Annotated in this window: 11 protein-coding genes; 5 read left to right on the forward strand and 6 right to left on the reverse strand. The window is 58.6% G+C overall.

Features of this window, described 5'->3' with window-relative positions; translation table 11 throughout:
* The first annotated feature begins 83 nt into the window (after positions 1-83).
* Positions 84-1,466 (forward strand): IS1182 family transposase, encoded by a 1,383-nt coding sequence (locus tag VR74_RS10200; RefSeq protein WP_045696260.1) that lies wholly within the window; start codon positions 84-86, stop codon positions 1,464-1,466.
* A 508-nt stretch (positions 1,467-1,974) separates the two neighbouring features.
* Here VR74_RS10200 and VR74_RS10205 read toward each other — a convergent pair.
* Positions 1,975-2,229, reverse strand: a complete 255-nt coding sequence (locus VR74_RS10205) for a hypothetical protein (RefSeq protein ID WP_045696463.1) — start codon at positions 2,227-2,229, stop codon at positions 1,975-1,977.
* On the reverse strand, positions 2,226-3,479 hold the full coding sequence (locus VR74_RS10210; protein WP_045696465.1) for a type VI secretion protein ImpB: 1,254 nt from the start codon (positions 3,477-3,479) through the stop codon (positions 2,226-2,228). Before VR74_RS10210 ends, VR74_RS10205 begins: the two co-directional genes overlap by 4 nt.
* 96 nt (positions 3,480-3,575) lie before the next feature.
* On the opposite strand from VR74_RS10210, the gene VR74_RS10215 reads away from it, so the two are divergent.
* On the forward strand, positions 3,576-4,244 hold the full coding sequence (locus VR74_RS10215; protein WP_045696467.1) for an SOS response-associated peptidase family protein: 669 nt from the start codon (positions 3,576-3,578) through the stop codon (positions 4,242-4,244).
* Between the two features lie 393 nt (positions 4,245-4,637).
* Here the strand turns inward: VR74_RS10215 and VR74_RS10225 are convergent, their stop codons facing one another.
* From VR74_RS10225 to VR74_RS21560, 3 genes are all read right to left on the reverse strand, one after another.
* On the reverse strand, positions 4,638-5,303 hold the full coding sequence (locus VR74_RS10225) for a hypothetical protein (RefSeq protein ID WP_045696470.1): 666 nt from the start codon (positions 5,301-5,303) through the stop codon (positions 4,638-4,640).
* 14 nt (positions 5,304-5,317) lie between these two features.
* Positions 5,318-6,007 carry a HupE/UreJ family protein gene (locus VR74_RS10230; protein WP_045696472.1) on the reverse strand — a complete coding sequence of 230 codons (690 nt, stop codon included), beginning with the start codon at positions 6,005-6,007 and terminating at the stop codon, positions 5,318-5,320.
* A gap of 573 nt (positions 6,008-6,580) precedes the next feature.
* Positions 6,581-6,721 carry a carboxylesterase family protein gene (locus VR74_RS21560; RefSeq protein WP_366462436.1) on the reverse strand — a complete coding sequence of 47 codons (141 nt, stop codon included), beginning with the start codon at positions 6,719-6,721 and terminating at the stop codon, positions 6,581-6,583.
* A gap of 9 nt (positions 6,722-6,730) precedes the next feature.
* On the opposite strand from VR74_RS21560, the gene VR74_RS10240 reads away from it, so the two are divergent.
* Complete coding sequence (locus tag VR74_RS10240; RefSeq protein ID WP_299950119.1) at positions 6,731-7,174, forward strand: response regulator transcription factor; 444 nt, start codon at positions 6,731-6,733, stop codon at positions 7,172-7,174.
* Positions 7,175-7,212: 38 nt separating this feature from the next.
* Here VR74_RS10240 and VR74_RS10245 read toward each other — a convergent pair whose 3' ends face one another.
* Positions 7,213-8,946: a hypothetical protein gene (locus VR74_RS10245; protein WP_299950122.1), complete on the reverse strand. Its 1,734-nt coding sequence runs from the start codon at positions 8,944-8,946 to the stop codon at positions 7,213-7,215.
* A gap of 328 nt (positions 8,947-9,274) precedes the next feature.
* Between VR74_RS10245 and VR74_RS10250 the strand changes: the two genes are divergently transcribed.
* Together VR74_RS10250 and VR74_RS10255 are read left to right on the forward strand one after the other, a co-directional pair.
* Positions 9,275-10,153 carry a site-specific integrase gene (locus VR74_RS10250; RefSeq protein ID WP_045696256.1) on the forward strand — a complete coding sequence of 293 codons (879 nt, stop codon included), beginning with the start codon at positions 9,275-9,277 and terminating at the stop codon, positions 10,151-10,153.
* A 6-nt stretch (positions 10,154-10,159) separates the two neighbouring features.
* Positions 10,160-11,356, forward strand: coding sequence for an IS91 family transposase (locus VR74_RS10255; RefSeq protein ID WP_045696258.1), 1,197 nt, complete (start codon positions 10,160-10,162; stop codon positions 11,354-11,356).
* The last annotated feature ends 324 nt before the right edge of the window (positions 11,357-11,680 follow it).

Consider the following 11,680-nt stretch of genomic DNA (forward strand, 5'->3'; position numbering starts at 1 on the left):
CGATTGTGTTGAAAAAGTCGGTGCCAATCGGGCCGAATTCTGATTCACTTTTCCTGTAGTCATTGAGAATGGGAGCGTGAGCCATGATGGGTGATCGGCAGGTGATGCAGGAAGGCCTGTTTTACGAGTTCTCGATTGAGCGATATGTGCCTGAGGATCATCTGCTTCGGGTGATTGATCGGTTTGTCGATCTTGAAGACATCCGGCTTCAGTTGAAGCCGTACTATTCGGCGATGGGCCGCCCATCGATTGATCCAGAACTGATGATCCGGATGTTGATCGCGGGGTACTGTTTCGGTATCCGGTCCGAGCGTCGACTGTGTGAAGAGGTCAACCTGAACCTCGCATATCGCTGGTTCTGCAAGCTGAGCCTGACAGATCCGGTGCCGGATCATTCGACATTCTCGAAGAACCGTCATGGCCGCTTCCGTGAGAGTGATCTCCTGCGCAAAGTGTTCGAGACGGTGCTGGCACGATGCATCGCCGAAGGCGTGGTTGGCGGCGAGGCGTTCGCCGTCGATGCCAGCATCATCAAGGCGGACGCAAACCGTGAAGGCGGCGGGCCTGGAGTTGATGGCCTGCCGCCGGAGATCCTGCATCGCCGCGCTGTTCAGGAGTATCTTGCGACACTCGACGAGGCCGCCTTTGGCGGATCAACGCCTGTCGAACCGAAGTTCCTGTCGCCGGTTGATCCTACAGCTCGCTGGACGCGCACCTATAAAGACGGCGCCGCCAAATACTCCTACTCGGTCAACTATCTGATCGACTGCAAGCATGCCGTCATCATGGATGTTGAAGGCACAACCGCTGTACGCACGGCCGAAGTCCATTCCACGCGTGTGATGCTCGACCGGGTTGAAGCGCGCAACCATATCAAACCGGACCGATTGTCCGGCGATACCGCTTATGGCTCAGCCGAGATGCTGAACTGGTTGGTCAATGAACGCGGGATCGAACCGCACATCCCGGTGTTCGACAAGTCGTTCCGCAAGGATGGCATCTTCGAGCGGTCAGACTTCACCTTCGATGCAGAAGATGATCGTTACGTATGCCCGGCTGGCAAGAACCTCCGTCGCTACCGCGTCGCGGGTCGTGCCGCCAAAGCCAAACCTCCCAAAGATGGCCTCTATCGCTACCGTGCCAGAAAAACTGATTGCGATAACTGCCCTTTGAAGCACCGGTGTTGCCCGAAGGAACCCATGCGGAAAATACTCCGCTCGGTTCACGAGGAGGCCCGCGATGTTGCCCGGCGCATCATGGCTTCAGACGCCTATGCCACGTCCAGACGCGAGCGGAAAAAGGTCGAGATGTTGTTCGCCCACCTCAAACGCATCCTAAAGGTCGACCGCCTGCGACTTCGTGGACCAAATGGAGCAAAAGACGAGTTCCTCCTCGCTGCTACCGCACAGAACCTGAGGAAACTCGCCAAGCTATCGATCCAGGGCGCGCTACCGGCACCAGAATGAGGCGAAGGCCTCTCTCATCCAGTATCCCGGTCGATGCTGGCAACCGACTTCTTCAACACAATCGGCGCAGGAGCGGACATTGCAATTCCACGGGCGTTCGGCGCTAACTGCTGCGTCGGATGAAGGGGAATACAATGAAGAGAGTCAGCTGGATTTTTATCATCGTAATCGTCTCCTGATCCAGGGGAGAGAGCTATGAATCGGCCTGCGAGCGCGGGTACAGCGATGAATACGCCACGGGCTACAACACAACGTGTGAAATTCGCGCCACCCTGATCTCAGGAGACTGGGATACAGACGGCTACAAGCCGGGCTACGATGAGGGTTACGCTGCCGGTGCAGAGTAGTGTAAATTTGACGATCCGAGTTTCCGCTAAGGGCGCATTCGGAGACATCCTGACCTGAATCCCTTTTTACCCCTCAATTCTATCGAGCACATAGCAGTGTGATACGCCAGGAGGTTGACGACTGCAGGCGCATGCATAAATGTTGACGTAAGCGGTAAAAACTAGGGCATTCCGCCAACAAACCCGCTCGTATCATCATTGCGAACCAGTGACAGCCGAACACCGACATGCCGGCACCCGGAGCGTGGACAGGCGAGATTGTCCGCCACTTCATCAAGATAGACATCGCGGTGGCCAACCTTGATGAGAAGCTGAGTCGGACTCTGCAGCCATGTGTGCAGGCACCTTATGCAGGTCGCCTCCAGCGCCTGGCTGTCATCAAGGTCCTTCAGGCTCATGTCGGTCAGCCAGCTCACCAGAAATCCTCCGCGCTCGGTATGCGGGTGAACGCGATCTTGCCGCCGGTGAACCCGCCGGGCGGAACGGTCCACGGCCCCATGGTCACGACCCGCTTGCCGAACTTCGCATTCAGGCCGTCAATCGTGTCGGTGATGGCCTCCCAGCGCTGGCAGTCCCTGTCATCATCCATCAGGAGATCGAGCTGGCGGTGTTCGGACGGCGTGATGTCGAGCAGCGTCACGCCGACCCGGATGATGCTGGCGCGCCGGCTGATCCTGGCATGCGCACGCTGCCACAATATCCTCAGCGCATCGAGGCAGGCATGGTCATCATGCACGCTGGGCAAGGTGTGCTCGCCGAACCATCCACCACCCCGCATGTCGAGCCAGAGCCAGAGCTTGCGGGCATTATAGCCATCCCGCCGCATCCGGCGGGCGGCTTTTGTCAGCAGGAGGCGGGAACAGCTTTCCGCCTTCTCCGGATTGCGCCAGTCAGGCGGCAGGACACGGCCATGGCCATACATGCCGCGCGAGGTCGGCAGCGCCTTGATGTCATAGCCATGCAGGGCATACCACATGCGCTCTCCGTTGACGTTTCCCCACAGCTTGCGGAGCTGCTTGGGCTGGGTCGCCAGCAGCGCCGCCATGTCGGTAATACCGGCGCGCATGAGGCGGATTTCGAGCCGGTGCCCGATCCCTGATATCTCGCTGATCGGCAGCGGCAGGAGCGGACCCGGCATGTCTTCCGGCCGCCAGATGGTGACGCCATTCGGCTTGTCGATCTTGCAGGCCGTCTTCGCGAGCAGGCGGTTGGCGGCAAAGCCAATCGAGCAGGTAATGTAGGGACCGACATTGGCCGCGATGCGCGTCTTGAGCCTGCGCGCCAGGTCTTCCGGCTTGCGCGCATCCTTCGGGTCCAGGCGGCAGGCAAGCTCATCAATCGACTTGACCGTCTCGATGGGAATTTCGCAGGAGATCTCGTTGAGCAGCGTATTGTGAGCGCGCCGGAAGAGGTCGGGGCGCTGCGTGACCAGCAGGATGTCGGGGCACAACCGGCGCGCTTCCGGCACCGGCATGACATTATTGCAGCCGCGTGCCTTGGCCTCCTTGGAGCAGGCAATGACAACCGTACTGTCGGCCGCGTCCGTCTCGAACGGGATGATCCCCACGGGCCGCCCCCTGAGCGAGGGCATGGCCTGCTGCATGACCGAGGCAAAGAAGCCATCAAAGTCGAGATAGAGGCTTTCAAGGGTCTCCGGCTTGCGCATTCTGCGTCTCCAGGCGTGAAGACTGCACAAAAGAACAAAAAAAGAACATAGGTCAAGCACCTTGTCTTGTGGAAATCCCTATTGTGAAGTGTCTTGATGTGTAACCGCTATGCGCAATGGGGATCGGTCGCCGCCATGCGGGCCTTCATGCGCCTGCTGGAAGAGGGCGACCTCGTCACGACCCCGGCAACCGACAATCTCCAGCCGCAGGCCGACATCTATCCCGATCAGGATGCCCCGGTCATCCGCCGCCGCAGGGAAGGCGGGTTCGAACTGGTGTCGCTGCGCTGGGGGTTCCCGCCGATACCGGGACAGCGCGCACCGATCACGAATATCCGCAACCTCAAAAGCCGCTGGTGGCACGATGTGAACCGGGAATGGATACTGGAACCGGACTATCGCTGCCTCGTGCCATTTACCGCCTTCGCCGAACCTGTGCGGGACTCAACCTGGTTCGCAGTCCCAAACACGGAGGTCGCCTATTTCGCCGGGGTCTGGCGCCCCTGGCATGGCGAGCGCCTGGCCGAGCAGCCGGGCAAGGCGCGGCGGTCACGCGAAGAACGCGACTGGGAGCTGTTCGCCTTCCTGACAACTGAGGCCAACGATATTGTGCGTCCGGTTCACGAGAAAGCCATGCCGGCAATCCTGCACACACCGGAGGATTGCAAGGAATGGCTCACCGGCGGGACAGAGAGCCTCCGCCTGCAGCGGCCTTTGCCGGCCGGTAAGCTGGACATCAAGCCGAACCCTGATCAGCGCCGCTGATCAATCACCAACCCGTCGCCAACTCGCTATCGCAAAAGGTCGGAAACTCTTACCTCAGTGGTCGAAACGTGGGTCGTGGACGCCCATTCAACCAGTGACCAAATCCTCATTGCCCAAAAAGGAGACATAGAAAATCGAGGGCGGATCGGTTGGGATTGGCCCACAACGGTCGTTCAACACAAGAAGCCGAATGACGGTGCTTGGCGAATTTTTGCCGGATGGCTTCCCGCCTGCGAGCGGCGGCAGAGGGCGCAAAAGACATTGCAAATTGAGGTTCGCCCCGACCAGGTTTGGCCCAAAGCTGCCGGACTGGAGTAGCCGGTTGAGCGGCTAGTTGATCTCGTTGGGAAACATTCTTCGCGCACAACGAGGCCGATGCGAACGCCCCCCGCGTCAGAGAACCCGCTTTATCTCCGAATACTCGCCCCGCACGCGCAGCGTCATTGTCACGGAGACATCCGAACGGTTGCGCCAGAACCAGCCATGGGTGCCATCAAAAGCCGCCTCAAGGCCGCCCGCGTGGCCGGTTTCTGCCCGACCGTTCCTGTAGGTCGTTGTTTCTCGCCGCGTACCGTCGCCGTGTAGAGCTGAGTTGAGATGTCCTGGTTCTGCCACCCACTCGAAGGACACGACATCTCCGGCCAGCATCGCCAGCTTGAGTTCCGCGGCCTCGCCGGGCGCCAGCACGATGCTGACTTCGTCGCTCCAGGCATTCGGGTCGAAGGCGGGTTTGGTGGTCGTGTCCGAAGCAGGCGTAGCCGGTAGTGGAACGGTTTCGACAGGTCCGACTTCGGTGGTGGTCGTGTCCGGAGCAGGCTCCGGGGCAATTGCTCTCGCCAAAGCGTCAGTCTCGGCTTCCTCAGCCAGCTGCTTTTTGATCTCACCCATTTCAGTCAGCCCCAGAATCCGGCCCACGCCTGTGGGGTCAATGGCGTACTCTGACGGCAGGATGACGGTGACGAGCAGGACGATCGCGGTGACCAAAGCAACCAGGGTCGATCGAACTAGCTGCCGCGTGCCGGGAAGTTCAGAGCGGGTTGGCAAGTCGGTATTATACATCGCGGTATCTCTCCTCAAGCGCTGACGAAATAGCCGACAAGCTGATAGCCCATCAGCATGAATCCCGCTGCCATCATGGCGACATTGGCTGTGTAGGCATGTTTTAGGAAGCTCGGCGTACGGCGCCAATATCCCATGACGATCAGGATCGCGCCGAGGGCTAAAAGCTGGCCAATCTCTACGCCGACATTGAATGACAGCAGGTTGGGCAGCAACCCATCGGGCGAAATCTCATAATCGATGATCTTCGACGCAAGGCCAAAGCCATGGAAAAAGCCGAAGATCAAGGTGGCGGCTTTCGTGTTGGGTTGAAAACCGAACCAGCGCTGATAGGCGCCCATATTGTCGAGCGCTTTGTAGACCACTGACAGGCCAATGATCGCGTCGATAATGTAGCTGTTGATCCCAAAGTCGAAATAAACGCCGGCCAGCATGGTCAAAGAATGGCCGATCGCAAACAGGCTCACATAGATGCCGATGTCTTTCATGCGATAGAGGAAGAAGATCACCCCCAACAAGAAGAGGATGTGGTCATATCCGGTGACCATGTGCTTGGCCCCGAGATACAGAAACGGAATTGGATGGACCCCGGTGATCTCTTGAATATAGCCCTTGTCGCCGTCTGCCACGGCATGTGCGGCGGCCTCGCTTGGCAAAAGAAGCGCTGCGATAACGCTTAAAGCGATGACGATAAAAAACCTCATCAGACGACGCCCTTCAAATAGTGGATCAAACCTCTGTCCATCGCACAAGCTACTAAGTACCCTCCGAGACCAATCGACTTAAGACCGATTTTGGAGGAAAGCGATCCTTCTTTTTGGTAAGCCAATTCTGAGCTTCGGCCGAGAGTAGCTATCGACCGTTCTTGCCCCCTTATCAGACACAAGAGACTATCTCGCGAGTGGCGGTTTCTGGCGATCTCCCGCCGGGTTTTCGTGAGGTTGCAGAATGACAGGACTGAGGTGACCTTGCCGGATGTCGAAACCGATTATCGGAGCCGACCTGGCCCTTTTCTGTCATTTGCTGAATCAATGCACATGGTTGATTTCAATAAAGATACTGAGAGACCGAATCTCCGTTTCTCCCGTGTGATGACTCGGCTATGGCTCAGTATGAGCGTAGAGGCCCTCTTGACCAAAGGTACCCGGAATGTTGCGCTCCGCGCGCCGCTTGTCGATCTCGCGGTGAAGCTCGAGACTGCCCGGCAAGAGATTTTCAGAGGGTGTCGCCCCCTCATTTAAGGTCATGTACTGGCGGTCTTCGAACCGGTACGGATTTCAGACTGGAGCGCCGTCACCATTGGGGTTTCCAGTTGTTGCAAAGCGCGCCCAATAGCTTGAAATCATTTCTGACATGGCGCGTTCACGCGCCTGATCCGGCCCTGAGGGTGGCACGGTCGTTCCAAACACATAACCCACTTCCGCGGCATGGAAGTCTATGGCGAAGTTCGCCGCTGGACCCCTGAAACCAAAATCGCGATCGTAACCGGCTTCACTTCGACCGGCATATTGGCTGACTGGGTCTCGGCGGGTGCTGACGGGGTTTTTCTGAAAACCTGTTCGCCGGACGAAATGCAACATGGGTTTTCAATCCTTCTGAATGGCGGTGCCTATATCTCGAAAGCCGTTTTTTTTCAGGCGCTGGAGGAACGCTCAGAAGCAGTGGAGCTGACCGCGCGCGAACGTCAGGTATTGCACCTCGGCGCTGAAGGCTGCAGCAACGCCGAAGCAGCACAGCGCTTGTCGATCAGCCCGAAAACCGTCGATAATCACCGCGCCCGTCTGATGGCCAAGCTCGAGGTACATTCTGTTGCTGAGCTCTTGGCATACGCTCAGCGTGAGGGGTTACTGGAAAACTCTAAGCAATTATGAGGGATCTTCAGAGAACCAATTTCGTAAGCCCCCCTGTCCTATGGTCCCCAGGTCGCTGCGGCTTTCCGAAGTGTTGTCACTATGTTGCGCGTATCATTACTGCGCCAGGTAAGTGTGCCGTCTTCATTCACGGTGTATGTCGAAATGCCATTCTCAGATATGAATGTTCTGGCGTCTCGGCGGGCGTGAGGGATCCAGGACGTGTCCGATCCCTTACGGCGAACCTCCAGCGTACTCGAGTTTACCATCCGAAATTGATTGGTGTTCGACGTACCTGCAATGATGTAGTCGCCGGAGATGTCCTGATTGGGCTCACCGGGCGTGCTTGAGACAGTTTGCAGCTGCTTGCCTGGAAATTGACCGGTATAGGAGCGAACATATTGTGGGCCGATACCGACGCCCTGCCCAAAGACGGGTGTGAGCGTGATCCCTTGAAACGCCCCGACGCCTTTTTTGATCGGGAAGATATCAAGCAACGCATCTTCCTTGATGTTCTCGTCATACTCGAACCAAACACCGATGACGAAGTCCAGGCCTGGATTTGCCGTGCGAAGATCAATCAGATTTTTGTGCTGCTTGAGTTCCGGAAGCGGTCCGAGCATATCGCTCCAACTCATGGTAATGCCGTGGCTCGCGCCGAGAATATCATTGTTGGCATTTGTCCAGCAGCCATAGTTGATGCCAGCACTCGATCCAATCGACAAGCCCAGACTATAACTGGCATCGCCGTACCAAAAAGCCTGGCGTTGATTACCACTCCGACCTTGTACACTGACATCGACCGCCATGCCGGTTTCCAAGCCGCCGCCAATGATCAAGCTGGTCTCGCCGGTGCCGCCGAGCGTCCAGGTATTAAAGACATCAAGCACGCATGGATTGAGCGCGGTATTGGTTTTGGAGCTGACCTTCTGAGCGTTGCCTTGGCGCAAGCCATCAACGACCTGGTCATCATTGGAAAGAGAAAGCGCATCGCCTGCTTTTGACAGAATGGTGGATGCATACCTACCAAGTTCAACCAAGGCGGCTTCGTGCACATAGCCTGCTTGTGTCTTGACGCAGATGCCTTTGGCAAAGTCTTCTGCGAGAAATTTGTCGCACGATTTACGCAAAGTTGTCACCGGGCATGGCTTGGCGCCTTCGGTGCCGCAGCGAGTACAGGCATTTATCTCCGTCAGATCAGAGCCAATATTTGCATTGCGATATGTCCCTGCGGGGCAGGTGAAACAATTGTCAGACAATCCATTGCGAAACGAATTCTCATCACAACCCTGGTACCCCGGAAGCGAGGCAGACATTCTTGAGACGCCGTAACGATTGAAACAAGCGCGATTGGACGTCACGCCGTACTCAAGCGATCGCCCAAACCCGCTTGGACAGCTGTAGCAGCGGCCATTCGGATCCCAAAAGGCATCACTGGGACAATCTGTTCTCAATAGACCTGTGCCGCGCCCGCGATCCGTTGCTTTGGTCCAGTTAATCCCCGCGGGCCTCTCGCAGGCCTTGTCGCTTGTCACGCTGAACACTGTGCGGTTTGGATGCGATGAAGAGCATGAAAAGCACCTCCCGGTCCCGATGTCTGTCTCTGAGCCGGCATACTTACTTTCGCAGGTAAATTTCCCCGTATAGACCGCGGGTTCAGCTTCGACAGAAGGGGTGAAGACAAGCAGAAAGGCGACGATTATCGCGCTGGCAATTGCAAGGTATTTGATGCAACGGCTGTTTTTGCGAGTTGCTGGAATGGATTCGGCGAAAGTCGAATGAGAGGCAATCATTTTCTTACTCCTCGTTTTCCAATGTAGTACAAATACCGAGATCATTAACCCTGTGAATGAGGTCCACACCTCATTTATCGTAGCTGACCTTCAACGAGGACCTAAGTCCAGTATGATGCCGGAAAAAGTCATTCGACTGATGGTGCTCACGATCACCTTTCGGCAATTTTTGCCGGAGGTGCCCCGAACTTGAGCGGCAGCAACGGGGCAAAGCACTAACGCGCTCGCGCGCGAGTTGAGCGTTGCTGCGTCGGGGATGAACATAACCGTCTGATGCCTGCGGGTAGCACCCGGATGGTCTGGGAGCGCCCTTACGGAGGCTTCAGCCATGAGCAACGACACTCAACCCATTCATCCTCTTCGCCAGCGCATGATCGAGGACATGACCCTGCGGGGCCTGTCTCCCGCAAGCCAGAAGACCTATGTCCGCGCCGTGCGCGCCTGTTGCACGCACATGAACGTCAGGCCCGGAGATATCACCGTGGACCACGCCCGGTCTTTCCTGCTTCACTTGCAGTCGCAGGGGCTCGGTGTGGGAACGATCAACGCCCATGCCACGGCGCTGCGCTTCTTCCTGCGCTTCACGCTCGGCTGCAGCAGCGATGTCGAGCGTGTGCCGGTCCTGCGCGAGCAACGCAGGCTGCCGGTTGTGCTGACCCGCGAGGAGGTGGCCCGCATCATCGCGGCGGCGCCGGGTCTCAAGTACAGGACGGCGCTCAGCATCACTTATGGCGCGGGCCTGCGGGCGTCGGAGACAGCCAACCTCAAAGTCTCCGACATCGACAACAAGTCGATGACCTTGCGGATCGAACAGGGCAAGGGCCGCAAGGATCGCAAGGCCAAGCTGTCGCCTCATCTGATCGATGTCCTGCGCAGATGGTGGCAGGTCGCCCGGCCGCAGGTCTGGCTGTTTCCGAGCCGGAGCGGCGTGATGTGCCCGATCAGTACACGCCAGCTCTCGCGCCAGTTCCAGCACGCCGTCGACGCCGCCGAGATCCGCAAGGATGGACGCATCACCCTGCACACGCTCAGGCACTCCTTTGCCACGCACCTTCTGGAGGCCGGTGTCGATATCCGCGTCATCCAGGTGATGCTGGGGCACGCCAAGCTCGAGACAACTTCTATCTATACCCATGTCTCGCCGAAGTTGCTCCAGGACGTCGCAAGCCCGTTCGACAGCCTGCCCGTCATCGAACCGACGGACTGATCCGACATGCCCCGACCGGCCGTCGAGGTCGCGGACATCCTCCGCGGCCTTGGCCCCGCCTTGCGTGAGGGTCTTTCCCGCGACCAGCACAAGGCGGTGAGTGCCATCCTCTCATGCCGCACCGCCGCACTGGGCGGCCATGTGACCCGTTGCGAAGACTGCGCGGCCATGGACGTTGCATACAACTCCTGCCGCAACCGGCATTGTCCGAGGTGCCAGGCGGCGTCGTCCCATGACTGGCTGGAGGCTCGCAGGCGGGACCTGCTTCCTGTGGCCTATTACCATGTCGTGTTCACGCTGCCCGCGCCGCTGGCAAGAGTGGCCTTCCAGAACAAGAAGCCCGTCTACGACGCCCTGTTCAAGGCCGTGTCCGAGACGCTGATGACGATCGGCGCCGACCCGAAGCACCTCGGCGCAAAGCTCGGCGCAACCCTGGTCCTGCACACATGGGGCTCGGCGATGACCCACCATCCGCATATCCATGGCGTCGTGCCCGGCGGAGGGCTCGCGCCGGATGACAAGCGCTGGATCGACTGCCGCCGGGGCTTCTTCCTGCCCGTCCGGGTGTTGTCGCGCCTGTTCCGTCGGCTAATGTGCGAGCGGCTCGCCAGCCTCCATGCCGCCGGCAGGCTGGGCTTCCACGGCGATCTCGTCCATCTGGCCGACAGGGAAGCGTTCGCAGCACTCCTGAAGAGCCAGCGCCGCTGCGACTGGGTCGTCTATGCCAAGCGTCCCTTTGCAGGCCCGGACCAGGTGCTCTCATACCTGGCCCGATACACCCACAGGATCGCCATCTCGAACAGCCGGATCACCGCCTATGACGGCCAGCGTGTGACGTTCCGGGTCAAGGATTATCGCAAGCAGGACGAGGCGAGATATGGGGTCATGACGCTTGACGCCACCGAGTTTACCCGGCGGTTCCTGCAACACGTCCTGCCGGATGGCTTCCATCGCATCCGCCATGTCGGGTTCCTCGCCAACACACAGCGCCGAGACGCCATTGATCGCATCAGGGACCTGCTCGCAGAGCGCATGCTGCCCTCGCAGGACCCGGAATCCGGGCCAACGCCGGAGCCTGCACCTCAAACACCCGAACCGGAAAAGTGTGCCTGTTGTGGTGGACGGATGATCCTGATCGAACTGATCACCCCGGCGTCCCGCCTGCGACGACGATCACCGCCAGAAAGGATCGACACCTCATGAACGCCGCCTCACGCGCTCATCTTTGCCAGCTTGCGTTCGCCACCATTGGCGGCGACGGTCAACTGCGCTCTGGCCGAACCCATCCTGGCAACATCGCCCAACCTGGCCCGCCAAAACAGGGCCAGACACGCGACATCCGCCTTGTTCGACATCGATCCCGACGATCGAACGCACTCGCGCTCTGAAGACGAGAAGCAAGCGCAGTCTTTAAATCCCCATAGCAGTCCACACCGTCCGCGCGTCAGGCATTGAGCCTTCCACGACGCCCGCCATCATGCGTGGTGCAACCGGCTGTGCAAGGCGGGCGTCGTGGAAACCTAAACA

Source organism: Hyphomonas sp. BRH_c22, from assembly GCF_000961795.1.
In the GTDB taxonomy this organism is placed as follows: Bacteria; Pseudomonadota; Alphaproteobacteria; order Caulobacterales; family Hyphomonadaceae; genus Hyphomonas.

Bases quoted from the DNA above. Each gene is read 5' to 3' on its own strand.
- VR74_RS10240 (WP_299950119.1), top strand. From the start codon at position 6,731: ATGGAAGTCTATGGCGAAGTTCGCCGCTGGACCCCTGAAACCAAAATC.
- VR74_RS10200 (WP_045696260.1), top strand. From the start codon at position 84: ATGATGGGTGATCGGCAGGTGATGCAGGAAGGCCTGTTTTACGAGTTC.
- VR74_RS10225 (WP_045696470.1), bottom strand. From the start codon at position 5,303: ATGTATAATACCGACTTGCCAACCCGCTCTGAACTTCCCGGCACGCGG.
- VR74_RS10245 (WP_299950122.1), bottom strand. From the start codon at position 8,946: ATGATTGCCTCTCATTCGACTTTCGCCGAATCCATTCCAGCAACTCGC.
- VR74_RS10230 (WP_045696472.1), bottom strand. From the start codon at position 6,007: ATGAGGTTTTTTATCGTCATCGCTTTAAGCGTTATCGCAGCGCTTCTT.
- VR74_RS10250 (WP_045696256.1), top strand. From the start codon at position 9,275: ATGAGCAACGACACTCAACCCATTCATCCTCTTCGCCAGCGCATGATC.
- VR74_RS10210 (WP_045696465.1), bottom strand. From the start codon at position 3,479: ATGCGCAAGCCGGAGACCCTTGAAAGCCTCTATCTCGACTTTGATGGC.
- VR74_RS10215 (WP_045696467.1), top strand. From the start codon at position 3,576: ATGTGTAACCGCTATGCGCAATGGGGATCGGTCGCCGCCATGCGGGCC.
- VR74_RS10255 (WP_045696258.1), top strand. From the start codon at position 10,160: ATGCCCCGACCGGCCGTCGAGGTCGCGGACATCCTCCGCGGCCTTGGC.